The sequence below is a fragment of the Synechococcus sp. MIT S9452 genome, assembly GCF_047304245.1.
Taxonomy (GTDB): Bacteria; Cyanobacteriota; Cyanobacteriia; order PCC-6307; family Cyanobiaceae; genus RCC307.
In genome coordinates this window covers 868282-894605 of record NZ_CP138956.1, presented here as the reverse complement: position 1 = coordinate 894605, position 26324 = coordinate 868282, and the positions used below count along the sequence as shown (strand labels likewise).

Here is a 26324-nt window from a genome sequence, read left to right as displayed (position 1 = left end):
AAAAAGGCCAACATGAGGCGTCTTTTGAGCTGCCTCGGCCATGCGCCAGTTGCTGTCTGCTGCTGCCTTGATGGCTGTGGCCATCTCCCCCCTGCTGCAACCCAGCGCTGCTCAGGCTGCCCCAGCCACTGAGGCAGAGATGACGCTCTATTCGCGCATCACGGCTCTCAATGCCTGTTTGGCTGTTTCCAATGATGTGGATTTCAAAAAAGCCATCGGTATCGCCGGCGAAACCCTGACGCAAACCATCCAGGGGCAAAACGGTGGCGCCATTGCCCAGCTCGGCGATGACCCTTTGCCGATTGAAGATCTACGCAAAGGCTCGATCAACTCGGTGCTGATCGCGGTGGCTCAGGTTTGCCCTGATCAGATGCCCGATGACGTGCGCGAGAAGATCCAAGAAGCCCTGCAAGCCGGCGGCGGAGCTGAGTGAGCGCAGAAACCTTGGTTCGCTTGGCGGACTACATGCCTCCGGTCTGGTCGGTTGATGCTGTTGAGCTGCGTGTTGAGCTCTTCAGCTCCGAGACCTTGGTCCATGCCCAGCTGAGCATTCAGCGCTCATCTGACCGGCAGCGTGAGCCGCTGTCTTGGCCGGCTGTGGCCATGGAGATCCAGGAGCTGGCCATCAATGGCACGGCCCTGCCAGTGGAGGCGTGGAGCCACCAAGGCGGTGGGCTGGTGATTGAAGCGGCTGCGTTGCCAGACGATCCAATCTGGATGCTGAGCACCCGGGTGCGGCTGGATCCAGCCAGCAACACCAGCCTGGAAGGGTTGTATGTGAGCGGTGGGTTGTTCACCACCCAGTGCGAAGCCGAAGGCTTTCGCCGCATCACCCCGTTTCCTGATCGCCCTGATGTGCTGAGCCGCTACCGCGTTCGCATCGAGGCTGATCAAGCTGATTGCCCCGTGCTGTTGAGCAACGGCAATTGCACCGCCACGGGTGAACTACCCCAGGGGCGTCATTTCGCTGAGTGGGACGACCCTTTCCCAAAACCCTCCTATCTCTTCGCCCTGGTGGCGGGCCGCTTGCAGGAGGTGCGCGACCAGTTCACCACCGCCTCAGGGCGTGAGGTGGCTTTACGCATTCATGTGGAGCCAGGTGATGAGCACCTTTGCGGCCACGCCATGGCCAGCTTGAAGCGCAGCATGGCCTGGGATGAGCAGGCCTTTGGGCTGGAATACGACCTCGACGAGTTCAATTTGGTTGCCGTGCGCCACTTCAACATGGGCGCCATGGAGAACAAGAGCCTCAATATTTTTAATTCCAAGTTGGTCTTGGCTGACAGCAAAACAGCCACCGACGCTGAACTGGAACGCATTGAAAGTGTGATTGGCCATGAATATTTCCACAATTGGACTGGCAATCGCGTGACGTGCCGGGATTGGTTCCAACTCTCGTTAAAAGAAGGCCTCACGGTGTTTCGTGATCAAGAGTTCACCTCTGATCTCCATGGTGCTGCGCTCAAGCGCATAGAAGATGTGGCGATGCTGCGTGCGGCTCAGTTCCCTGAAGATGCAGGGCCAACTGCCCATCCTGTGCAGCCCAGTGAATACATAGCCATTGATAATTTCTACACAACAACCATTTACGAAAAGGGTGCTGAATTGATTCGCATGCAGCGCACGCTGCTGGGTGCAGACGCCTTTTTAAAAGGGGTTCAGCTCTATTTGAGCCGTCACGATGGCCAAGCCGCCACCTGCGAGCAATTTGTGCAGGCGCTGGAAGAGGCTTCCGGTGTTTCGCTGCAAACCTTCCGCCGCTGGTATCACCAGGCCGGTACGCCTCAGCTCAGCCTGCAAACCGATTGGGATGGTGCTGCCGGCGAGCTGAAGCTGACGCTCTCTCAACTCACACCCCCCACGCCTGGGCAAAGCGAGAAGCAGCCCGTGCCGATTCCGGTGCGGCTTGGTGTGTTGGATGCCAGTGGTCAGCAGTTGCAAGAGCGCTTGTTGGTGCTCGAGCAAGCCGAGCAGAGCTGGACCTTGTCGGGTTTGCCGGTAGGGCCCAACCCTCCGGTGTTGTCGCTGCTGCGTGAGTTCTCAGCGCCTGTGCAGCTTGTGTTTCAACGCAGTGATGCGGATTTGGCTCTGCTGCTGCGCTCAGACCCTGATCCCTTTAGCCGTTGGGATGCCGGCCAACAGCTGTGGCAGCGGCAGTTGCTTGAGCCCAATCCCGCCACCGCTGAGCTGCTTGAGGGCGTCTGCCGCCAGCTGCTGCATGCCGTGGTGGCTGGTTCGGTGGATCCAAGGCTGGTGTGGGCCTTGTTGCAAGCACCATCGCGTCCGGAATTGGAAGCTGCCTGCATGGCCGCAGGCACCACGCCTGATCCTTTGGAGCTCGAGCGGTCGTTGCTGCAAAGGCGCTGCTGGCTGGGTGAGGCGTTGCAGGCAGAACTGCAGGCTGTGATTGCGTGGGCTCAGCCCCAGGCCGATCAGAGCTGGCCTGCTGGGGTTGGTGCGCGGGCCATGCTCGGCCTGGCATGGGCGTGGCTCTCGGCGGCGGGGGATGGTGCCATTCGCCAGCAAGCTGCCAGGGCTGTTGATGGAGGCTCCATGAGCCTGGCTCGCTCTGGTTTGGCGGCCTTGCAGCCCTGGGATTGCCCCGAAAGGCAGCAGGCCACCACTGCCTTTGCCAAGCGCTGGCGCGATAGGCCCGTGATTCTTGATGCCTGGTTTGCCATGGAAGCCTCCGCTCCCTTTGGCGATGGCATCGCCCGGGCTGATGCATTGCTGCAAGACCCCGCGTTTGATCCGAATGCACCCAATAGTCTTCGGGCTGTATTGGGTGGGTTTGGCCGCTGCGCCGAGCATTTCCATCGCACTGATGGCCGCGGCTACCAGTGGATGGCCCAGCAGTTGGTGGCGGTGGATCAGCGCAATCCGATCGCAGCCTCGCGAATGCTGAAGCTGTTTATGGGCTGGCGGCGTTACAGCCCCGAACGCCAACAATTAATGCGCTCCAGTTTGGAATGGCTGGCCGAAAACATCACCTCTCCCAATAGCAAGGAAGTGGTGATGTTGTGTCTGGGCGCCGCTGACTAGGGGTTGATTGGAGGATCATGAAGGCCTGATTCTTCAGGCTTGCCTGCTGCGTGATGAGCGGTATAAAACGCCTATTGGCGGGATGTGATGTTCGTAACAGTTTTCGGTCAGAAAGGTGGTGTTGCCAAAACCTGCACAAGCGTGCATTTGGCGGCGATTTGGTCCAATCAATATCAATCAGTTGTCATGGTTGATGCCGATCGCAATCGCTCAGCCAGTGCCTATGGCGCCCGCGGATTATTGAACTTTGAAGTGGCTCCGATTGAAGCGGCGGCCAAGGCCACCCGGTATGCCGAGGTGGTGGTTACTGATGGTCAAGCCAGTAGCAGCCAAGAAGAAATCAAAAACTTGGTGGATGGCGCTGATGTGATCATTCTTCCCACCGCAGCTCAGACCCGTTCATTGGAATTGACCCTGGAGATGGCCGAGCATCTCAAGCAGTTCAATGTTCCCTTTGCTGCCTTGCTGGTGAAGGTTGATTCGCGTAAAGCCAAGGCGGCCCGCGAGATTCGCCAAGCACTGGAAGCTGCAGGTATTTCGGTTCTGCGCGCTCAAATCCCCCTGCTGGCTGCATTTGAAAAAGCAGAAAATGCTGGCGTCACCGTGGATCAAGCGGTGTCTGCGGCAGGTAAATCTGATCCTCGTCGCATGATCGGTTGGCATGCCTACACCAAGGCTTGCGAGGAGATTGCTGAGCTTGCGCCTAAGCGCGGGCAGGTGATTCCAATGCACCCCATTGGCTGGGACACAACGCCATTAGAAGAGCGGCAAGTTGCTTAAGTCCTAAATTCAGGCTCACCTGAGGCCTGGGCTTTTGAGTGCTGTCGAGGGTGGTTCTGCGCCGCGAGGTCTGCCCTCGGCCACATCGGCTTCGCTGGGCGAGCGTCTGAGCTCGTGGGGCTATGGATCGCTGGTGCAACGCGAAGAGCAGCGGGATCTGTTGCTGCAAGGCCAGCCAGAGCTGAGCGATGAGCGAAAAGAGCAGGCGGTGCCGTTGTTCCTGGCTGCACGGCAGCTGAAAACTCAGCAGGCCGTGCAGCAGTGGCTGCAGGCTGAGGGGCTCAGCGAAGCCGATCTGATCTGCCGGGCAGAACGTCAACTGCGCTGGCAGCTGCTTTGTGAGCAGCGATTTAAAGGGCAAGCTTCCACCTTGTTCCTTAAGCGCAAGAGCCAGCTGGATCGCGTCAGCTATTCACTGCTGTGGATTGCTGATGAGGGCTTGGCCCATGAGCTGTTTTTGCAGCTCAGCGAAGGGGAGCGCAAGCTTGAGCAGATTGCAGCAGAGATGAATGCGGCCAAGCCGGCTGTGCCCTCTGGTCAGCACGGACCTGTTCCTCTCGGTGAGGTGCCTGAGGTGCTGCGCGAGCTGCTGCGTGTGAGCACCCCGGGCAAGCTGTGGCCCCCAAAAGAAGCGGAGGGGGGTTGGTGCATCGTGCGCCTCGATCAGTTGCTGCCGGTTGTGTTTAACCAGGGCCTGAAGCAGCAGTTGGTGTTGGAGCTTGGTGAAGAGTGGCTGCAGCGGGAAATGCGTCCAGCAACCGATGCAAAAGCTGCATAGCCGCTAGGAACGAAAATGGAAGGAAAGATAAACTCGGCGCTCCAGTTGCCCGGTTTCGGCGCCCACTGAATGCAGCTCACGCTGGCTCTCAAGCTCATTGCCTCGTGGGCTCCGTACTCGCGCTTGCCGCAAGCTGCCCAGGCCAAGTTGGCCGAATCCCTGCAGGCGCTTCAGCTCCGGCCTGGGCAAAAGCTTTACGACTACGACTGCCTGCCGCCTGGTGTGGCCTTGGTCGCCCAAGGCCAGATGCGTTTGTTGGCTCTTGATGAGCAGGATGTGCCTTTCACGCTGCGCCGGCTTGGATCTGGTGATAGTGCCGGTGATGTGGGTTTGCTGCGGGGTGTGGCCGGCCAAGCCTTAGCGGCCTCCCAGCCCAGCCAGTTGTGGCTGATCCCGCAGCAAACCTTTTTGGAGGTGGTGCGGGAATATCCAAGTCTGCAACTGGCTTTGGCCCAGCCATCGTTGGAGGAGTTGTATGCGGTGGCGGCCGATAGCCCCGCGCCGCGCACCCCTGATCGGCGCAGCCTGCGGGATTGGGCTAGCAATCAACTCGAGGAAGCCTCTGATCAGCAGCATGTGCTGTTGCTGCCTCCCGGCGAGCACCAGTTCGGCTCCGATTGGGGGCCTTGGCTGGTGAGCAGCAGCAACATTGCTGGTGCTGCGCCCGGAGAAGAGCTGCTGGGACCAGCCAAGCTCAACATTCGCGGCCAAGTGCCGGCAAGGTTGTTGGCTAAATCGGCTGCCACACCGCCGATGGAAAGCCCATCGGTGATGGTGCTCTCCCCCGATAGTGGCGAAATCGAGCCGGTTCGCACCGAAGCTGAGCTGCTGGAGCCTGATTGGCAGGAAAGCTCCTCCGCCATCGTGGTGGTGGAGCGTCAGCAAGATGCTCTGGAGGATTGGTATGGCCGTCTAGCGGATGACGGCAGCTTCCCCCACCTCAAAGGTGAAGGGCCCGTGGGGATACCCATGGCTGTGTTGCGGATGTTGGCCCGCCAGTTCGATTTGCCCTTCCGCAAAGACGTGTTGCAGCGGATCTTGGAGGATCAGCTCAACCGCAATGAAGACGGTTCCGGCATCAGCTTGCTGCAGATGGCGGCTATTGCTGATGTGATGGGCCTGCGGGCTTCCCAGCTGAATGTTGATGATCAGCAGTTGGCCCGCCTGCAATTTCCGGCGATCACCATGGGCCCCTATGGCCCAATGATCCTGTGGGATAGCGATCAAGGCGGGCAGGTGTTGGTGGGTGATCCCATCGCTGAGCAAGGCCTGCGCCCGATTGCCTCCTTGGAGGAGCGCGATGAGGAGGGGCTGTTGACGGTGCTTTGCATTGAGCGCAGCCAACAAACGCCCACCAAGCGCTTTGGCATCAGCTGGTTCGTGCCGGCGTTGAAGCAGTACAAGTCGGTGCTGATTCAAGTGCTGCTGGCCAGCTTTTTTGTGCAGCTTTTTGGTTTGCTGAATCCCTTGCTGATTCAGCAAATCATCGATGCGGTGATCAGCCAGGGCAATGTCAGCACCCTCAATGTGCTCGGCACCTTGCTGGTGGGCATGGGGTTAGCGCAAGCGGTGCTGTCGTCGTTGCGCACCTATCTGTTCTCTGACACCACCAACCGCATTGATATTTCCTTGGGTTCCACGATCATCGATCACCTGCTGCGGTTGCCGCTGGGGTATTTCGCCGATCGACCGGTGGGTGAAGTCAGCAGCCGGCTGAATGAACTCGAGAAAATTCGCCGTTTCCTCACAGGCACCGCCTTAACGGTGATTTTGGATGCGGTATTTGCGGTGATTTATATCGCTGTGATGCTGCTGTATTCCGTGCAGCTCACCTTCTGGGCTTTGGCGGTGGTGCCTCTGTTTGTGGGCGTCACGTTCTTCTCTGCTCCTGTGATCCGTAAGCAGCTCAGGCAGCAGGCTGAGGCCAATTCCAAAGTGCAAAGCCACTTGGTGGAAACCCTTGGCGGGATGGAAACCATCAAAGGCCAAAGCATGGAGGTGCATAGCCGCTGGCGTTGGCAGCAGCTCTACGGCGGCCAAATTCAATCGGGCTTTAAGAATGTCGTTACCAGCACAGCTGCAGCATCAGCGAGTCAGTTTTTAGAGCAACTGTCTGGTCTATTGGTGCTCTGGGTGGGTGCGTCTTTGGTGCTCAAAGGCGAGATGACCTTGGGCCAACTCATCGCCTTCCGCATCTTGGCTGGCTACGTGACGAGCCCGCTGCTGCGCATGGCCAACCTGTGGCAGAACTTCCAAGAAACCGCTCTGTCATTGGAGCGCTTGGCTGACATTGTTGATCATCCCCAGGAGCTGGAACTTACGGGTGATCAAAAACCTCCGATCCCCCCCATTGTTGGTGAAGTGGAGTATTCGGGCGTCAGCTTCCGCTTTGGTGAAACTGGCAAGATGCAGCTGATGAATGTTGGCTTCAAGATTCCGGCTGGATCCTTTGTTGGCGTGGTGGGAAGTAGTGGCTCTGGCAAAAGCACGATGTTAAAACTGCTCACCCGTTTGTATGAACCAGCAGAGGGAAGTCTTCGGATTGATGGCAACGACATCAGCAAGGTGGATCTCTATTCGTTGCGCGCTCAGATCGGCGTTGTGCCCCAGGACAGCTTGCTTTTTGACGGAACCGTGATGTCCAACATCGCTTTAACCAGGCCAGATGCTGGCTTTGAAGAAATTGTTTTGGCCGGTCAGGTGGCCTGCGCTCATGAATTTATCGAGGCCATGCCAGCGGGTTACAGCAGCTCGGTGGGTGAACGTGGTGCTGGCTTGAGCGGCGGCCAACGCCAACGTTTGGCGATTGCGCGGATGATTATTCGCAAACCAAGATTGTTGGTGTTGGATGAAGCCACCAGTGCCTTGGATGTTGATACTGAACGGCGATTAACTGCTAATCTCATGCAGCTCTACAAAGGAAGCACGGTGTTCTTTATTACCCACCGGCTTGCTTCCTTGAAGGCTGCTGATCACATCTTGGTGATGGATCAAGGGGCTTTGGTTGAACAGGGCACCCATGAAGACCTCATGGAGCTGGATGGTCGCTACGCCACCCTCTATCACCAGCAGGAGGTTTAAGCCAAAACAATGAATAAAAACCTCCCCCAAAAAGCTGACAAAAAATCCTCCGCCCTGGCGAAGCCGTCAAGCTTGGCTGTTCGCCCCCTGAATCCCCAGGAAGTGCGTTTGCGGCCTGCTCCGGTCTGGAGCCGCGCCCTGGCCTGGACGATCATTGGCAGCGCCAGTTTTGCCTTTGTTTTTGCCTGTTTTGCCAAAATTGATGAGGTGGTCTTGGCTGTTGGTGAACTCCAGCCGTTGGGCGCTGAACGCCCTTTGAAAGCGCCGTTTGCCGGCATGGTCAAAGAGATTTTGGTGACTGAGGGCCAAGAGGTCGTGGCCGGCCAAGCGCTGATTCGCATGGACACCGAAGTGTCGGAAAAGCGCAAAGAAACATTGGAGCGGCAATACGAGCTGGAGGAAAATCGCTTTACCGAAGAAACCCGATCATTCCGCGCGCGGGAGCAAAGCTTGCAGGAGCGGATGGATGGCCTTTCAAGGGCCTTGGCTACTGAGCGTGAGATCTATGCCGCCATCGTTCCCTTGGCTGCTCAAGGCGGGATTCAGCGGATGCAGGTGCTGAAGCAAAAAAACAGCATTGAACAACTGCAATCGCAAATAGCCCAGGCCAAAGCCAACTTGCAGGAAGTGCAGGCTCAGCTGCTCAAGATGAAGCAGGAGTCCCTTGGCGAGCTGGCTGATCTGGAGCGGCAGCTGGTGGAAGTCAATGACACCCGCAGCAAGGAAGTGCTGGTGTCGCCAGTCAATGGCGTTGTTTACGGCATGGTGCCCTCGAGCCCGGGCTATGCCGCCTCAGCGGGAGAAACCCTAGTGAAGGTGGTTCCTGGCGGGGCGCTGGAGGCCAAGGTGTTCATCACCAACCGCGATGTTGGTTTCCTCGAGCCAGGCATGCCTGCCCAGATTCGGGTGGATGCCTTCCCCTACACCCAATTTGGCGCCATCGAGGGTGAGTTGAAGTCGGTGGGCACCTTGCCCCTTCCGCCGGATCAAACCTCACCTCAAGCCAGGTTCCCCGCCTATATCGGACTGGATCAGCAGTTCCTGGAGCGTGATGGCAGGGAATACAAAGTCAGCCCAGGTCAAAGCGTTCAAGCCAACTTGGTGCTGCGTGATAAGCGCGTGATCTCGCTGCTCACCGATGCCATCCAGAAGGCGTTGGATTCCCTGCGCAGTATTCGCTCGAGCAAATGATCGTGATCCGCCGCCTGTCGTTGCCGCCGCCTTCGGGATGAGCTGATCCTCTTCTTCTTGTTGATTCCGAATTGCTTTCGCCTCTCCAATGACCAGTTCTGATCTCAGTCAACGCCTGCCCAAATTCCTCGCTTGGTTTCAGCAGTTGGATCCTGCTGACCAGGAAGAGCTGATGAATTTGGTTTACAGCGAGTTCAAGGTGCGCGAGGTGGTGCGCTCCTTTGCCTCGATGCCTACCGATCAACGCAAGGTGGTATTCGAGCGTTTGGGCTTACCCAACGACATGCTCAACCGCATTCCGCCGCCGACCAGCCAAGGCGTTGGTGAAGTGGAAGTGGAGTGGAAGGAATGGGATGCCGCGAAGTCGGCTTGATCGATAGCAACGACTTGATTAACCAGCACATCTACGCGTCATGATTGCCAGCCCATCAGCGATGAACCTGCCGGGTATGGGGAGTGCTTCGGCTCCACCGGTCAGTCTTGGTGAGGGGGATGACCTCAATCCCAAGCTGATTCGTTGGGCTGTCCCCGGTGGCGTGATTGGTTTGGTGCTGTGGTTGCTGACCAGTCCGCCTGGGTTTCCGTTTCACGAGTTTTTGCACCAGCGCGGCCCCACCCAGGTGGTCTGTTTGGTGATGGGCGGCATGCTGGCCGTTTTTATCTTCAGCAAATGGCAGTTGCTGCAGCAGCAGAGCCGTAAAACCAAGCAATTTGATCTAGCGCTCACGCCGTTGATCCGCTCGGGGGATCTTGATGCGATCACCAACCAAAGCCAGCAATCCAGATCGCTGGTGGGCAAGCGCGTGTTGCGCTTGCTCAATGTTTGGACCGAAACAGGTTCTGCCTTCCAGCTGGAGCGTTCGGCGGATAACGATGCCGATCTGTTTGAGTTGGCTGTCCAGCAGAGCTACAGCCTGCCGAAGGTGTTGCTGTGGGCGATTCCCCTGTTGGGCTTCATCGGCACTGTGCTCGGGATGTCCAGTGCTGTGGGCTCCTTTGATGAGGTGCTCGGCAATGCCGACAACGTTGAGGGCCTCAAAAATGGCCTGACCCAGGTGACCAGTGGTCTGGGTACGGCATTCGACACCACCTATCTGGCCCTGGTGATCTCGGTGATCATGGCCTTCCCGCTTAATTCGGTGGAGCGCCGCGAGGAACGTCTGCTCAATCAGATCGACGGCTTCATCCGTGAAGCGGTGATGGCCCTGAGCCCATTGGGTGAAGGTGAAATCGGTGCGATGGAGCCCAGCGGCTTTGGCGGCGGTGGCGGCAAAGCCGGCAAGCCCGCCAGTGAAAGTGCTTTGGAATCACTCACCGGGCTCTCCAGTGAAGAGCTGGGGATCATGATCAATGACGCATTTGAAAAGCATCTGCCCGATCCATCGGTGTTGGTGGAGCCGGCTCAGGCCTATGCCGAACGCCTCACCGAGGCCACAGTGGAGAAATTGGCGCCCCTCACCAATTTGGTGCGTGATTCGGTGGAAGGAATCGCCGAAGCACGTTTGAGCTTGCAAGATCAAGCCGATGTGATCCGCGGCAGCATGGATTCGATGGCCGGTGATCTTGGCCAAACCATGAAAGATCTCGATCCTGTGCTCACTCGTTTGGAGCGCGCTTCAGGTCGCACCTTTACCGAAGTGGAGCAGATGGATCAGCTCCAGGCCTTGGTTGAGTTGCGCCAAGCGATCGAACAACTTAATGGTCAGCTGCAGCAAATTGAACGACCGCGCCGCCGTCGTTGGTTCTGGTAAGCGAGGGCCAGCGCATCCATGGCACGTCGACACCGCCGCTCATCAACAGCACCAGGCGTCAGCCTGTTCTCGTTCATGAACATCATGGCCGCCACCATTGGTGTGCAGGCCTTGATGATGGTGATCTCGGCGCTGCAGATTCGCCCTGGCGTGCAAGCGATTCAGTTGTTGCCAGCCGAAGGCGCGGGCCAAGGCCGTGAGGCCAATTACATCTTGGTCAATGGCGAAGGCGAACTGGAGCTGATTGGCCCCCAGCAACGCCGCACCGTGCGAACGGGTGATGATGCGGTGGAAGCATTTTTGGATCGCATTGCGTCCCGTAATTCCGAGCAATATTTGGTGATAGGTGTGCGCCCGGAGGGCTATGTCGATTTTGAAGCAATTCGCTCCAAGGCGGAATTACGCAAGATCATGGTGGGCTATGAGCCGCTGGAACCTGATCTCAAGGTCATTGTTCCTGATGCCAACGGAGGCATGAACTAATGCCGCGCCTCAGTGATCTGCTGTTGAAGAACCGCCGCAAGCGCAAAGGTTGGGTGCCTGAGGGGTCCACCGATGGCCTGCTCGACATCCTCTCCAACGTTGTGGGTGTGATGGCGTTGGTGGGTTCGCTCACCGGGGTGATTGCGGCTAATAGCGCCTTGAATATCCAAGCGCCGATGAGCAAAAAGAGCACCCGCTCGTTTCATCTGGTGCAGGTCTCGGCCAATGGTTTATGGGACCTGCAGCCTGCCGTCACTCGCATGACAGAGCTCGACCGTGAGCGCGGAGAAGAAGTGCGCCGCTGTCAGCAGTTGCTGCCGGCTGAGCAAAAGCTCTGTAACGCTCAGCTTGATGGCTGGGCCCGCAATGAAAACATCGGCCAAGTGAGCATGGAGATCTCCCATGCCAATGGCTTGATTCGCGCGGCGGGTCAGCCCACGATTTCCGCGGCGGAGATCAAGAACAACCCTGAGCGGCTGGATGCCTTCATGAAGGGGCTGTCTGAAAACAAAGAAGCCCTGTTCATTGTTTTGGAGAAAACAGGATTTGATCAATATCGCAAGATCAAAGCCAAAGCGATTCAGCATGAGGTTCCTTTGGGTTGGGAGCCTTGGTATGCCGGAGATCCGATCTATTTTTGGGGCAATTCTGGCCGCGCCTTGATGGTCCAATGAGCCGAATCAGCTTTGCGATCCGTTCGTCTTTGGCCTTGGCGCTGCTGGCGCCATTCAAGCCGGCCTTGGCGTTTCCTGCGAATTTGCAGCCGATCGCTGATGCTTTAGAGCAACGCGGTTGGACAGTCTTGCTGCAGGCCCCGCCCCGCAAGGGCATCTATGGGATGGCGAATTCCAAGAAAAAAACCATTTGGGTGCATCCGATCACTGAAGCGATGGGGATCATGCCGCAAACGTTTGTGCATGAAGCGGTGCATGCCGTTCAAGCCTGCAAGACCGGCAAGATGAAGCCGCTTGGCTATCGGCCTCCGGTTGGTTATGCAGTCGATCGGGCTGTGTTCAACACCCTCTATCGCAATTACTCCAGTCGTAAGTGGGATATCGAGAAGGAAGCTTTTGCGATTCAGGCGCAGCCCAATCGCACCACGCTGATCATGGATTTGATTGTTGAGCACTGCCCGATCAAACCTGACGAGCAGGCCGCTTAAAGCGACCTACTGAGCCTTGCTTGGTTTCAATACATCGCCAGTGCCCCTGGTGGGGTGAGGCCGGGGGTTAGCCGGCCTCACTTCCGCTCCAGCCCAGGGCGATGCTGAGCTCAATCAGCGACGCCATCGAGGCTTGCTCTTGGCTGAAGACACCGCCGTAGCTCTCCATGCGGCCCATCATCTGCTGATAGACGGGGCTGCTTTCTGGAGGTGTGCTGGAGGGCTTATCGAGCCAAGCGCGCAGTTGGCTGATCTCCTCACTGCTGCATTGCTTGATGCGTTCCACCAAGCTGCTGGTTTCTAGGTTGCGGGTTTCACCGGCGATGTTCTCCAGCAGTGAGCGCTGGTTGCTGAGTTGCGGACCAATCAGCAACACATCACTGGTGCGCTCGCCCAGCTTGTTGACCAGCTGCTTGACGGCGTAGTCGACCTGGGTTTGGCTGCCGGGCTTGTTGACACCAGCATCGGCCGGCAGATCCTGCTGGGCCACCACTTCCATGGTGCCCATGCCCACCTTGGCGGCCACCAGGCGTTCGCTGCCGTTGGCCATGCGCATCGCAAACACCGAGAGCACTTGCTTCTCAGGGATCTTGACGCCGCCACCGGTGACCTGGTTGCGGAAGCGATCCACCAAGCCGCGCAGACCCTTGCGGCTGGTCTCCACCGCCTTGGGCGCATAGAGGGCGTAAAGAACACCAGCGCCGAGTGCCAGGGCATCGAGCAGGTTGGTGCCCAGCAGGGTTCCTTCTGACAGGTTTTTCAGCAGCTTGGAGCTGGAGGCTGCCTCTTGGGCCTGTTCCGCTGCCTTCATCATCGGCTGCAGCAGCAGGCCGCGCTTGCGCTGAGTGTCGGGGGATTGATCTTCCCCAAGGGCGGCATCCCCGCCGGTGCCAGCGCCTTGGCCTTCTGCGCCTTGACCCTTGGCTTGGCCTTGGGTGTCGGAGGTGCCTTGGCCTTCGCCTTCGCCAAGGAAGGTGTTGAGAGCTTGGCTGAGGCTCATTTCGCCATCGCCTTGGCCGCTGGAGGTGGATTGCAGTGCTTCGCCTGGGCCCACGCCGCTGCCGATGTTCATGGCAGCGATGCCATCGCCGGAGTCATCAACACCAATGTCATCGCCGTAGAAGGCATCGAGGCCGATGCCAGTACCGGTTAGGCGTGGATCCTGCGGCTGAGCGTTGCTGACGATGTTGGGCGTCTCCCGCACGATCTGGTTTTGCAGCGGGAGTTGGGTTTGGGTTTCGGTTTGAACCTCGAGCCGCTGTTCCAGCGTCGCTGCAGCTGCCGTTGGAGTCGGAGCTGAACCAATGGTTTCAGTGCCAACGGTGGCACCCGGGTCAGTGATGAAGTCATCGTCGGGTGCCTTGTCGCCGAATTTGTTGGCCGTGAAGTTCAACTCCACGCCAACGATTCGTCCGGCGTCATTTTCGATGTAGCGGGCGCCATCGCCGCTACCGCCTTGCTGGGTGAAGTCGTACCACCCGGCTCGATCAATCACCTGGCCAGTGAGCGTGGTGAGTGCAGCACCATCAGCGGTACGCACCTTGGATCTGATCTGACCTGCATTGGCTGGGTCGACTTCTGTGGCAGCGAGATCCCAGCTGAAGAGCATGTTGCCCTGCTCGTCTTTGTCCCCGGTTTCAGTTGCGCCGTACTGGAGTAGGTCGTAGTGAGACACGTACTTGAGGTACTTGTCGTACTTTGCATTTCCGTCGGCATCTGGCCCGAAACCTGCATTCTCAGATTGAGCAGCTTCAATAAGTTGATTGTTCCCGGCGGCATCCTTGATGTAGTTGCCAGCGCCATCTTTTAAGTAGATGTCTTCGCCGCTGGCCAGATAGCTGATGGTCTTGCTGGCTTGTGTTGCACCTTTGAGTTCGAACTTAAAGACCATCGCCTTGCTATCGGCGCTGAACTTAAGTCCTTCTCCTTCTGCTCCTTGGATGGTTCCATCCAAAGCACCAATGAAGGCTGCGTTGGTCTCCGAGAGATCATCGGTACCAAGAACATCCACATCCGTGATGGTGGTGCCGCCATCGAGGGCGCGTCCGGCTTTAGTAGCCAGCTTGATGATGTCAAGTGCTGTGACGGTGGCCACACCACCAAACGGCGAGACGTAGTTATCGAGCTTCTCGCGTGCAGCAGCAGCAGCTGCTGCTGCATTGGGGTCACTCACCAATTGCTTGGTTTGCTCGATGAGCTCTGTATCGCCGGACTCGAGCACATCAGCCACCGTGACACCGGCCTTGAGGAATTCCTGAGCGACCTTGTCGAATGATTCAGCCGCCGCTTTGGCCTCGGTATCACTGGCATCGGCGCTGAGATTCACGCCGAATTCCTTCGCTGCTGCAATCGTCTTGATCTGTGCGGCAGTACCTGCTTCTGCACTGGTGAAACCAGCGGTTAGGGCCTCTTTGTAGGTCTCCTTCTTGACTGCAAGCAGTTCGCCCAGCTCCTCTTTATCGATGGCAACTTCGTTTGTGCCGATCTGCACAGCAACTTCATTGACGTTGGGATCGTCTGCGCCCTTGAGCAGCTCATTGCCACTATTGGGCATAGCCGCAGCCAAGTTGGTGAGGTCAACCTTGCCATCGCTATCGATGAGGTTGGGGTTGGCTGCCAGTAGATCTGTTTTGGGGATCAGCTCACCGCTGTTGATGCCATCGAGGGTCGTATTCAGCGCATTAATTTGATCCTGCAGGGCCTGAACCCTGGTGGCCTCATCTGCAGTTTGGGTAACGATGAAGCGATCTCTCAGGCTGATGGTGCTTGTGGCACTCGCTGCGTAGAGCTTTTTGCCTGAAGTGTCATCCGCATCTGGGAAGCCAGTCGGAAGCACAGGTTGATTGCTTTCATTTTTGGTGACGTTGGTGAAGCTCCAGTTGGCATCAGCACCACCAACAACTCCGTAGGCAACCAACTGGCCAACGGATAGCGAGCTGGTGTCCAGTTCGCTGGAGGTGTCGATCGTCACATCAGCAAAGGTCAGTCCATTGGCATCAGCAATGGGTGCCGTTAGATCGCTGCTTACGCCGGTATTGAGTGTGAGTGTCAGCGTGTTGGCAGTGGCATCAAAAACAGCTGACTGGAAGCTTTCAGTGGCCTGAGAAGCAGTGTTTGTGCTGCCATCGAGCTTGAATTCGCGGATAAAGGCATTGATGTCAGTACCGCCGCTGAGTTCAAGAACGCCACTGGCATCGTTATTGGTTGACTTGTCCCTGTAGTTCAGGAACAGAGACTCTGGAGGAGTCGCCAAGCTCCCGCTGAACGTCAACGAGCCATCGGAAGTCACAGTCAGGTCAACTGCTTGTTCGTTGGCGTTAGCTGGGTTTGTTTGTGCCGTGACTCCTGTGACGCTTTGAGCATCACTATCAATGTTGATGTTGAGAACAAACGATTGTGTTGTTGATTGGCCGGTGGAGCTCTCCAGGCTGTAATTGACTTCAATCGAGTCGGCCGGTGGTGTCAGATCCCACTGTCTCACTGTTCTGCTAGTACCCAGCTTCTGAGCTGCATCTCCCATCTTTTGGGTGATTTCTGTTTGTAGAGAACTCAGTCCCAGTTGAGGGAACTGCTCAAGCAATGCATCGCGCAAGTCATCGCTTTGGATGGCATTAATACCGCCAGTGTTGAGTTCATCGATCGCTGCATTCAGCTCTGAACGGGCATCGTCTGCCGTTGTGGAGCTGTCGAGACCAGGGAACTGGTTGCGCAGGGCAGTTTGAATTTCAGCGTTGCTGATGGAGTTAATGCCGCCGTTTGCAAGCTGATCAATGGTTTGCTGCAGTGCGTCGCGAGCACTAGTGGCTTCTGGAGAGGGATCGTTATTTAGGCCAGGGAACTGATTGCTGAGGGCATCCTTGAGTTCGAAGTTGCCGATGGAATTGAATCCGCCCTCCTCTAGATCACTAATGGTTGCCTGCAGCTCAAACATGGCGTCGTTGGCTGCAGCAGGAGAGTTTTCTATGTCAGGGAACTGATTGCGCAGTGCGGATTGAATATCAGCGCTGCTGATTGAGTTGATGCCTCCGTTCTCGAGTTGATTAACTGCTTGCTGTAATTCGTTGACGGCCAAGCTGATTTCGTTGCTAGTTCCGTTTGAAGCGTTGTTCAGGCCAGGGAACTGATTGCTGAGGGCATCCTTGAGTTCAAAGTTGCCGATGGAATTGAATCCGCCCTCCTCTAGATCACTAATGGTTGCCTACAGCTCAAACATGGCGTCGTTGGCTGCAGCAGGAGAGTTTTCTATGTCAGGGAACTGATTGCGCAGTGCGGATTGAATATCAGCGCTGCTGATTGAGTTGATGCCTCCGTTCTCGAGTTGATTAACTGCTTGCTGTAATTCGTTGACGGCCAAGCTGATTTCGTTGCTAGTTCCGTTTGAAGCGTTATCGAGGCCAGGGAACTGATTGCTGAGGGCATCCTTGAGTTCGAAGTTGCCGATGGAATTGAATCCGCCCTCCTCTAGATCACTAATGGTTGCCTGCAGCTCAAACATGGCGTCGTTGGCTGCAGCAGGAGAGTTTTCTATGTCAGGGAACTGATTGCGCAGTGCGGATTGAATATCAGCGCTGCTGATTGAGTTGATGCCTCCGTTCTCGAGTTGATTAACTGCTTGCTGTAATTCGTTGACGGCCAAGCTGATTTCGTTGCTAGCTCCGTTTGAAGCGTTGTTCAGGCCAGGGAACTGGCGGCTGAGGGCATCCTTGAGTTCGAAGTTGCCGATGGAATTGAATCCGCCCTCCTCTAGATCACTAATGGTTGCCTGTAGCTCAAACATGGCGTCGTTGGCTGCAGCAGGAGAGTTTTCTATGTCAGGGAACTGATTGCGCAGTGCGGATTGAATATCAGCGCTGCTGATTGAGTTGATGCCTCCGTTCTCGAGTTGATTAACTGCTTGCTGTAATTCGTTGACGGCCAAGCTGATTTCGTTGCTAGTTCCGTTTGAAGCGTTGTTCAGGCCAGGGAACTGGCGGCTGAGGGCATCCTTGAGTTCGAAGTTGCCGATGGAATTGAATCCGCCCTCCTCTAGATCACTAATGGTTGCCTGCAGCTCAAACATGGCGTCGTTGGCTGCAGCAGGAGAGTTTTCTATGTCAGGGAACTGATTGCGCAGTGCGGATTGAATATCAGCGCTGCTGATTGAGTTGATGCCTCCGTTCTCGAGTTGATTAACTGCTTGCTGTAATTCGTTGACGGCCAAGCTGATTTCGTTGCTAGTTCCGTTTGAAGCGTTATCGAGGCCAGGGAACTGATTGCTGAGGGCATCCTTGAGTTCGAAGTTGCCGATGGAATTGAATCCGCCCTCCTCTAGATCACTAATGGTTGCCTGCAGCTCAAACATGGCGTCGTTGGCTGCAGCAGGAGAGTTTTCTATGTCTGGGAACTGATTGCGCAGTGCGGATTGAATATCAGCGCTGCTGATTGAGTTGATGCCTCCGTTCTCGAGTTGATTAACTGCTTGCTGTAATTCGTTGACGGCCAAGCTGATTTCGTTGCTGGCTCCGTTTGAAGCGTTGTTCAGGCCAGGGAACTGGCGGCTGAGGGCATCCTTGAGTTCGAAGTTGCCGATGGAATTGAATCCGCCCTCCTCTAGATCACTAATGGTTGCCTGCAGCTCAAACATGGCGTCGTTGGCTGCAGCAGGAGAGTTTTCTATGTCAGGGAACTGATTGCGCAGTGCGGATTGAATATCAGCGCTGCTGATTGAGTTGATGCCTCCGTTCTCGAGTTGATTAACTGCTTGCTGTAATTCGTTGACGGCCAAGCTGATTTCGTTGCTAGCTCCGTTTGAAGCGTTGTTCAGGCCAGGGAACTGATTGCTGAGGGCATCCTTGAGTTCAAAGTTGCTGACTGCATTGATATCGCCACCGGCGAGCTGATCAAAAGCGGCTTGTAGCTCTGCTGTGGCTGCTGCAGCATCAGCTCCAGCGCTGGCCAAATCAGGGAACTGATTCAGCAGAGCATCTCGGAGCTCAGCATTATCGATCGACTCGAAATCATCATTGGCAAGGGAATCAGCTGCTGTTTGCAGAGTTTCAACGGCAGAGGTGAATTGTGCTGCTGCATCAACAGCTTCTTGGAATTCAGGGATCTGAAGCTGAAGTGCATTCAGCAGTTCTGGATCGCTGATGGCATTCAGGCCACCGCTACTGATTTGGTTGATAGTGCTATCGAATAGGGCGATAGCTTCTGCTGCTTTGGCTGAATCCGTGCTCCAAGAATCGTCACCATAGATTTCATTCAATAGTGCAGATATTTCTGCATCAGCTACCTCGCCAGGTACCTCAACGTCAGCAGGCGGCGTGATCTCAAGGCTCCAGCTGCCGTCGTCGTTAATGGTGAGCTGCTCTCCTGAACCTGAGGTGGAAGAGATCAGTTCGTGTTTGCCTGTCCAGCTGCTGGGATCAAGGGTCAGAACTATGGAATTGGTGTTGACGTCAATCTTTTCGATCGCGCTTTGTAGCCCAAGTCCGCTGATGTTTTGCTCGAGTTGATTGCGGTCACCCTCCAATCCTTCAGTGCTGATGTTGGATTGGATAAAGCGGCGTGCTTTAAAGGCGCCAGCACCACCTTCTGCGCTGAAAAGGCCAACGTCATATTGCCTCAGGAATTCAACCCGAATCTCATCGCTGAGTGCAGCAGCGAGGTTGAGGGTGTTGGAGTACTCATCCTTTTCTGCTTGTGTTGTCAGTGTCTCGCCAAGGATGTCAATCACTTGATTGACGCGAATCTGGTTGATGATCGTGACGTCATCACTTGCCGGCGGTTCGGCGTAGAGGGTCAGGGTATTGGGCGACGCAGATTCATTAGATCCAATGGTTTCACTGCCGTCGTCAACAACGGTGAATTGAACCCTGGTGTTGCTGGATATGGTTCCTGCTTTCAGTGAAACCTTGCCATCAGCAAGTTGAGCAAATGACAGAGTTTTGACACCGTTATTTTGCTCGTCTTGGCTGAGGAAATCATCAGTGATCTCTAAGTTGTCGCTGGTTAGCACTGAGTTTCCGTTGCTGTCTTTCAGCTGGAGCTTCACTGACTGCATGACATCACGGTCAATGGCATCGCTGAACCCAAAGTCAGCAGGACTCAGAGTGATGAACTCACCGGCTGTCGCGCGGATGGTCTTGTCGGCGCCTGTTGGTGCGTCGTTAACGCTGGTGACTTCCAGGGCATAGCTCTGGTTGAGGCTGGCCTGACCATCAGAGATTGTGTAGTCAAAGCGCACGAAGCCATTGAAGTTCGCGGCTGGAATGAACTTGTATTCAGTGACGCTGCCACTGTTTTCAATTTCAGCAATTGATCCAATACGCTGATCGAGCGGAATGGCGTTTTGATTTGGCTCGCCCTCTAGCGGGTCTTTGATCGAGAAGCTGGTGATGTTGAGAGTATTGCCGTCCACGTCGGAATAATTCGCCAGCAAGTCGCTTGCTTTGATTGTTAGTCCGGCGGAATCTTCAGCAATGTTCTCGAATAGAACTTCAGGTGCACCTGTGAGCTCAGGAGCATCGTTGACAGCTTCCAGGTTGAATGTGGCTGTGCCCTCCACGTTGCCGCCTCTGCCATCGCTAACGATGTAGTTCAAGGTCACAGCGCCGTTGTGATCTTGATTCGGTGTAAATGTGTAGCTGCCTGGATTCTGCTGGTCAGAGCGAATCGTGCCTGACTCTGAGCTCAGGGCCAGGATGTTCAGGCTGTCTTGATCAACATCGCTGAAGCTGCCCAGCAACTCGCTGGCATTAATCGTGTACTGCACATCTTCCGTTCCATCGCCAAGCACAGGAGCAACACCACTGGTGAGGACCGGCGTGTCATTCACTTCCGCCATCAAGAAGCTGTTGCTCGCCTCGATCTCCGCTGTGCCATCGCTGACTTTGTAGCTCAGCGTGACTGTTCCATGGAAATTGGCAGTTGGTGTGAAAACAAAGTCGCCATCGCTATCAGTCGTGACGCTGCCGTTGCTGGCTGTCACATCAATGACGTCTAGAGCCTGCATGACTCCCGCAGCATCGCGATCCGGATCAGAGAACCCAGCCAGCAATTGCTGTTTGGAGATTGTGTAAGCAGTGTCTTCTGCTCCAACAGCCAGGTTTGAGGTGGCATTGGTGTCAACGACGGGGATGTCGTTGGTGCCAGTCAGGGTGATCACAAACTGGTTCGCGGCCGAACCACCGTTGTTATCGGTTGCTGAGTACTGCACCGTGATCGCCTGCGTGGCACCAGCGGCGAGGTCTTGGTACGCAGGATCAGCGGGGTTAAATGACCAGGAGCCATCTGGGTTGATGGTGAGGCCAGCAATGTCAGCGCCGAGGAGGCTGTAGGAAACGGTGTCGCTGATGTCGACATCGGTTGAGGTCAGCTGACCGGTAAAGGCGGCAGCATCTTCTGTGGCGGTTTGCGCCTCAGAGAAGGTGGCAACCGGAGCATCGTTGGTGCCGGTGAGCGTAATAACGAAGGAGTTGCCATCCGTCAGCCCAGCGGCGTCGGCTACTTGATAGTTGACCGTGATGGTTTGAACTTCGCCTTCGGCGAGGGAGTTGTAAGCGCCATCACCTGGATCAAACGACCAGGTGCCATCGGCATTGATGCTGAGGCCTTCAACAGCAACAGGCTCTCCGGTGGTTGGGTCGGAAACAACGTTGCCTTCAGCATCTTTGATCGATGCCGACACCAAGCTGAAGCTTGCGGTTTCCAGCGGAACGGCGTTGCTGCTTGTCTCGGGTTCAAACGCCGGTGTGCTCAGCTCATCTTCATTGCTGAGCACTGAGAACACGTCAACCAGGCCCTCATCGGGAAGGTCATTGGTGTTGTCGCCGGTGCTGTTCTCACCGGAGTTCTGGTCGGCACTTTGAGCCGTATCGCTGTTGGCTGGAGATCCAGTCGCAGGTGCCTGGCCAACAGCATCAACATCAAACGAGGTCAATGTGCCGCTCAGGATCGCATTGCCTTCAGTGGTGATTTGAGCCAGAGAGAAGGTGGCTTCTGGTGCGTCATTCACCGCCGCGACGTTGAGAGCAACGGTGTTGGAAACGGTTGCTGTGCCATCGGTGATGGAGTAGTTGAAGTTGGCGATGCCGTTGAAGTTGGCGTCGGGGTTGAAGGTGAAGCTGGTGTTCAACAGTGCGGTGGCACCGTCTGCCAGGAGTTGCTGCGCTGTTGTGGCTGCAGCTGGATCTGCCACCAAGCCAGGCACAGCGCTTAAAAGTGCATTGCTCAAGTCAGCGTTGCTGATTTGTCCGCCTGCAGTGAGTTCAGCAGCGGCCTGTTGGATCTGCTGTTGAGCGCTGTTGAGATCAGCAGGGTCCATCAGAACCGCGGGGAGGGCGACGCTGAGTGCATTACGCAAGTCAGCGTTGCTGATTTGTCCGCCTGCAGTGAGTTCAGCAGCGGCCTGTTGGATCTGCTGTTGAGCGCTGTTGAGATCAGCAGGGTCCATCAGAACCGCGGGGAGGGCGACGCTGAGTGCATCACGCAGGTCAGGGTTGCTGATTTGCCCGCCTGCAGTGAGTTCAGCAGCGGCCTGTTGGATCTGCTGTTGAGCGCTGTTGAGATCAGCAGGGTCCATCAGAACCGCGGGGAGGGTGACGCTGAGTGCATTACGCAAGTCAGCGTTGCTGATTTGTCCGCCTGCAGTGAGTTCAGCAGCGGCCTGTTGGATCTGCTGTTGAGCGCTGTTGAGATCAGCAGGGTCCATCAGAACCGCGGGGAGGGCGACGCTGAGTGCATCACGCAGGTCAGGGTTGCTGATTTGTCCGCCTGCAGTGAGTTCAGCAGCGGCCTGTTGGATCGCCAGCTGAGCGGCTTCGATCTCTGCGGGATCTGCTTCGCCCAGCTCTCCAGCGAGAACAGGGAAAGTGCTTTGCAGAGCCGTGATGAGCTCGGGCGATCCAGAGAACGGCTGACCGTTGGTTAGGGCTTGATCAGCTGCTTGTAGGAAGGTCTGAGCCTCAGTGAGTTCCGAGAAATCGGTTTGGAGAACGGGGAACGCGGTTTGCAGAGCCGTTATGAGCTCAGGTGAGCCAGGGAATGCCTGGCCACCTGTGAGTGCTGCATCAAAGTCTTGGAGGAAGACCTGGGCTTCTGTGAGTTCCGAGAAATCGGTTTGGAGAACGGGGAACGCGGTTTGCAGAGCCGTAATGAGCTCAGGTGAGCCAGGGAACGCCTGGCCACCTGTGAGTGCTGCATCAAAGTCTTGGAGGAAGACCTGGGCTTCTGTGAGTTCCGAGAAATCGGTTTGGAGAACGGGGAACGTGGTTTGCAGAGCCGTAATGAGCTCAGGTGAGCCAGGGAACGCCTGGCCACCTGTGAGTGCTGCATCAAAGTCTTGGAGGAAGACCTGGGCTTCTGTGAGTTCCGAGAAATCGGTTTGGAGAACGGGGAACGTGGTTTGCAGAGCCGTAATGAGCTCAGGTGAGCCAGGGAACGCCTGGCCACCTGTGAGTGCGGAATCAAAGTCTTGGAGGAAGACCTGAACCTGGTTGATATCTGCTGCATCCGGTTGCAAGCCAGGAATTTGAGCGCTCAATGCATCGAACAGAGAGCTATCGCTGATGGCTTGGCCGTTGCTGAGTTCCTCGGCAGCTGTTTGCAGCAACTCGGCAGCCGAAAGGATGTCTGCTTGGTTGCTCTCCAGTGATGGATAGAGCCCACTAAGAGCGCTGCTCAATGTGGAATCAAGCGTGAACTCAAAGGAGATGGTGCCGTTGGTGGCGGTTAGGCCTGTGACTTGGAGGTTGTCGACATCGCGAGAGATTTCGGTGACGCCATCTGGTGCGTAGGTGATGTCTGGGTCGGTGACACCAGCGAGGAGTTGTTCAGCGGTGAAGTTGTAGGCGGTGTCTTCTGTGCCATCAGCCAGGGTGATGGCTGTGGTGGGAAGGATGGGAGCGTCGTTGAAGTTAAGGATGTTGATGTTGACGGTTTCGCTGATCGCTTCTGGAGCGCTGATGATGGTGCCGTCGCCATCGATTGAGCCGGAGTCAGTGACGGAGAAGGAGAAGGAGGCCTGACCTGAGGCTTCTGCAGCAGGGTTAAAGACCATCTGCTGCAGCTGCGCCAGAGTGACTTCACCGGGTTCGGTGATGGCGGAGAAGACGGAGTTGCCGTTGGCATCGGTGCTGAGGCTGCCGATTTGACCCAGGGCTGCATCAGGCAGAGCCGTGATGGTGTAGGTGAGGATTTGGTCTTCCTCACTGATGCCACCGCCTGGGTTGTAGTTCAGATCTTGTAGGCCAACGGGCGCTGGATCTTGATCTTCCAGGAAGAAGAGGGTGCTGAAGTTGCCGCCGGTACGGACTGGTTTGTCGTTAATGGCTTCCAGGTTGAAGCTGATGGTGGCGAGGGTGTTGCCACCGAATTGGTCACGAACGACGTAGTCGAGGGTGACATCACCACTGATGTCGGGGTTGGGCTTGAAGGTGAAGGTGCCGTCGTTGTTGTTGGAGATCAGGCCAGAGGCGGAGGTGATGCCAAAGACTTCAATGGCATCGCCGTCAGCATCGGTGTAACCGGTGAGAAGGTCGGCCTCGCTGAGGTTGTACTCAATGTCCTCACTGCCGCTGGCGAGTACAGCCTTGGCATCGGTGAGCTCAGGTGCGTCATTGACGTAGGCGAGCTCAAAGGTGTTGGTGGCTGCAGTGGCAGCGGTGCCGTCGGTGACGTTGTAGGTGAGGTTGACGGTTCCGTAGAAGTAGTCGTTTGGTGTGAATGTCCAGCGTGCGGTTTCCTCGTTGTAGGAGAAGCTGCCGGCGCTATTGCCCTGGTCGTCAGTGGCAACCAGATCGGTGATATCGAGCGCTTGCTGCTTGCCAGTGGTGGCGTTGCGATCGGCGTCGGAGAAGCCGGCGAGGAGCTGAGCTTTGCTGATCACATAGTCCTCACCCTCACTGCCGCCCGGGAGATTGGAGGTGGCGGTGATGTCAACAACAGGGATGTCGTTGGTGCCGGTGAGCGTGATGACGAACGAGTTGGTGTTCGTAGCACCGTTGTTATCGGCGGCTGAGTAGGTAACGGTGATGTCTTGGGTGTCACCAGCGGCGAGGCCTTGGTAGGCGTTGTTGGCTGGATCGAAGGACCATGCGCCATCGGTATTGATGGTCAGGCCAGGGATTTCAGCGCCAAAGAGGCTGTAGGAGACGGTGTCAGCGGTATCGGCATCGGTTGCGGTGAGCTGACCGGTGATAGCGGCTGCATCTTCTGTGGCGGTTTGCGCCTCAGAGAAGGTGGCAGCCGGCGCGTCATTGGTACCGGTGAGAGTGATGACAAAGGAGTTTTCATCGCTCAGGCCATCGGCATCAGCAACTTGATAGTTGACGGTGATGGTTTGGACCTCACCTTCTGCCAGGGCGTTGTAAGCGGCGTTGGCGGGGTCAAAGGACCAGGAGCCATCAGTGTTGATGGTGAGGCCTTGAACGGCAACGGGTTCGCCAGTGGTTGGGTCGGTAATGGCATTGCCATCGCTATCGGCGATGGAAGCCGAGAGGAGGGAGTAGGAGCTGGTGTCAGCAGGTGCGGCAGCGGCAGCATCGGCAGCAGCCTGGGCGGCATCAGTAGCCATCTGGAATACCGCAGCGTCCAGATTCGCGCTTGCAAAGGCGTCAGCTTCTGCCTGCGCAGCGTTGGCTGCTGCTTGGGCGCTTTCGCCAGCTGCCGCTACGGCAGCTACCGCATCGGCTACTGATTGAGCTGCATCCGAGACAATTTGCTCGTTGTCGGAATTAATTTGAGCTTGGTCAAGGCTGGATTGGGCGGTTAGGTAGTTGGCGTCTGATTCGTCTCCACCTGCTGCAGCCAAGGCCTCATCAGCGGCAGCCTGGGCCTCGTCAATCAACGTTCTGAGGTAATCGGCTGTTTCCTGTGCCGAATCGGCGACAGCCTGGGCAGCATCTGCCATGGCCTGGGCATCAGCAGCTCCAATCCTGTCGACATCGGCTGAGGTGAGGGTGCCGGTGAGTTGGTTGTTGCCTTCTGTGGTGATTTGAGCAACCGAGAAGGTGGCTTCTGGTGCGTCGTTAACAGCAACGATGTTGAGAGCAACGGTGTTGGACACGGTTGCTGTGCCATCGCTGATGGAGTAGTTGAAGTTGGCGATGCCGTTGAAGTTGGCATCAGGGGTAAAGGTGAAGTCGGTATTGGAGTTAAAGGAGATGGTGCCGTTGGTGGCGGTTAGGCCTGTGACTTGGAGGTTGTCGACATCGCGAGAGATTTCGGTGACGCCATCTGGTGCGTAGGTGATGTCTGGGTCGGTGACACCAGCGAGGAGTTGTTCAGCGGTGAAGTTGTAGGCGGTGTCTTCTGTGCCATCAGCCAGGGTGATGGCTGTGGTGGGAAGGATGGGAGCGTCGTTGAAGTTAAGGATGTTGATGTTGACGGTTTCGCTGATCGCTTCTGGAGCGCTGATGATGGTGCCGTCGCCATCGATTGAGCCGGAGTCAGTGACGGAGAAGGAGAAGGAGGCCTGACCTGAGGCTTCTGCAGCAGGGTTAAAGACCATCTGCTGCAGCTGCGCCAGAGTGACTTCACCGGGTTCGGTGATGGCGGAGAAGACGGAGTTGCCGTTGGCATCGGTGCTGAGGCTGCCGATTTGACCCAGGGCTGCATCAGGCAGAGCCGTGATGGTGTAGGTGAGGATTTGGTCTTCCTCACTGATGCCACCGCCTGGGTTGTAGTTCAGATCTTGTAGGCCAACGGGCGCTGGATCTTGATCTTCCAGGAAGAAGAGGGTGCTGAAGTTGCCGCCGGTACGGACTGGTTTGTCGTTAATGGCTTCCAGGTTGAAGCTGATGGTGGCGAGGGTGTTGCCACCGAATTGGTCACGAACGACGTAGTCGAGGGTGACATCACCACTGATGTCGGGGTTGGGCTTGAAGGTGAAGGTGCCGTCGTTGTTGTTGGAGATCAGGCCAGAGGCGGAGGTGATGCCAAAGACTTCAATGGCATCGCCGTCAGCATCGGTGTAACCGGTGAGAAGGTCGGCCTCGCTGAGGTTGTACTCAATGTCCTCACTGCCGCTGGCGAGTACAGCCTTGGCATCGGTGAGCTCAGGTGCGTCATTGACGTA

Annotated in this window: 13 protein-coding genes (1 of these 13 running past the window's edge); 11 read left to right on the top strand and 2 right to left on the bottom strand. The window is 56.5% G+C overall.

What is annotated here, in order from left to right:
* The first annotated feature begins 40 nt into the window (after positions 1-40).
* The 11 genes from SIB46_RS04500 to SIB46_RS04450 all read left to right on the top strand — a co-directional run bounded on the left by SIB46_RS04500 (position 41) and on the right by SIB46_RS04450 (position 12268).
* On the top strand, positions 41-433 hold the full coding sequence (locus SIB46_RS04500; protein WP_413297342.1) for a cAMP phosphodiesterase: 393 nt from the start codon (positions 41-43) through the stop codon (positions 431-433).
* Positions 430-3042 carry an aminopeptidase N gene (gene pepN / locus SIB46_RS04495; protein ID WP_413297341.1) on the top strand — a complete coding sequence of 871 codons (2613 nt, stop codon included), beginning with the start codon at positions 430-432 and terminating at the stop codon, positions 3040-3042. The genes SIB46_RS04500 and pepN overlap by 4 nt, the downstream gene beginning before the upstream one ends.
* Before the next feature lie 87 nt (positions 3043-3129).
* The gene (locus SIB46_RS04490; protein WP_413297340.1) at positions 3130-3822 is read left to right on the top strand and encodes a ParA family protein; all 693 of its coding nucleotides are present in this window, start codon (positions 3130-3132) and stop codon (positions 3820-3822) included.
* 34 nt (positions 3823-3856) lie between these two features.
* Positions 3857-4600, top strand: coding sequence for a hypothetical protein (locus tag SIB46_RS04485; RefSeq protein ID WP_413297339.1), 744 nt, complete (start codon positions 3857-3859; stop codon positions 4598-4600).
* A 69-nt stretch (positions 4601-4669) separates the two neighbouring features.
* On the top strand, positions 4670-7681 hold the full coding sequence (locus SIB46_RS04480; RefSeq protein ID WP_413297338.1) for an ABC transporter transmembrane domain-containing protein: 3012 nt from the start codon (positions 4670-4672) through the stop codon (positions 7679-7681).
* Positions 7682-7753: 72 nt separating this feature from the next.
* Positions 7754-8872: an HlyD family efflux transporter periplasmic adaptor subunit gene (locus tag SIB46_RS04475; protein ID WP_413297337.1), complete on the top strand. Its 1119-nt coding sequence runs from the start codon at positions 7754-7756 to the stop codon at positions 8870-8872.
* A gap of 88 nt (positions 8873-8960) precedes the next feature.
* Positions 8961-9245, top strand: a complete 285-nt coding sequence (locus tag SIB46_RS04470) for a hypothetical protein (protein ID WP_413297336.1) — start codon at positions 8961-8963, stop codon at positions 9243-9245.
* A 61-nt stretch (positions 9246-9306) separates the two neighbouring features.
* Entirely contained in the window at positions 9307-10623 is a 1317-nt protein-coding gene (locus tag SIB46_RS04465) for a MotA/TolQ/ExbB proton channel family protein (RefSeq protein WP_413297335.1), read from the top strand.
* Between the two features lie 18 nt (positions 10624-10641).
* Positions 10642-11106, top strand: coding sequence for a hypothetical protein (locus tag SIB46_RS04460; protein WP_413297334.1), 465 nt, complete (start codon positions 10642-10644; stop codon positions 11104-11106).
* Positions 11106-11780 (top strand): hypothetical protein, encoded by a 675-nt coding sequence (locus tag SIB46_RS04455; protein ID WP_413297333.1) that lies wholly within the window; start codon positions 11106-11108, stop codon positions 11778-11780. The genes SIB46_RS04460 and SIB46_RS04455 overlap by 1 nt, the downstream gene beginning before the upstream one ends.
* The gene (locus SIB46_RS04450) at positions 11777-12268 is read left to right on the top strand and encodes a hypothetical protein (RefSeq protein WP_413297332.1); all 492 of its coding nucleotides are present in this window, start codon (positions 11777-11779) and stop codon (positions 12266-12268) included. Before SIB46_RS04455 ends, SIB46_RS04450 begins: the two co-directional genes overlap by 4 nt.
* Before the next feature lie 67 nt (positions 12269-12335).
* Here the strand turns inward: SIB46_RS04450 and SIB46_RS04445 are convergent, their stop codons facing one another.
* Entirely contained in the window at positions 12336-16340 is a 4005-nt protein-coding gene (locus tag SIB46_RS04445; protein ID WP_413297331.1) for a hypothetical protein, read from the bottom strand.
* 126 nt (positions 16341-16466) lie between these two features.
* Positions 16467-26324, bottom strand: partial view of a cadherin-like domain-containing protein gene (locus SIB46_RS04440; protein WP_413297330.1) — the 3' portion only. The gene runs 54240 nt beyond the window's last position; only the last 9858 of its 64098 coding nucleotides appear in the window; its start codon lies off the right edge, out of view; it ends in the stop codon at positions 16467-16469.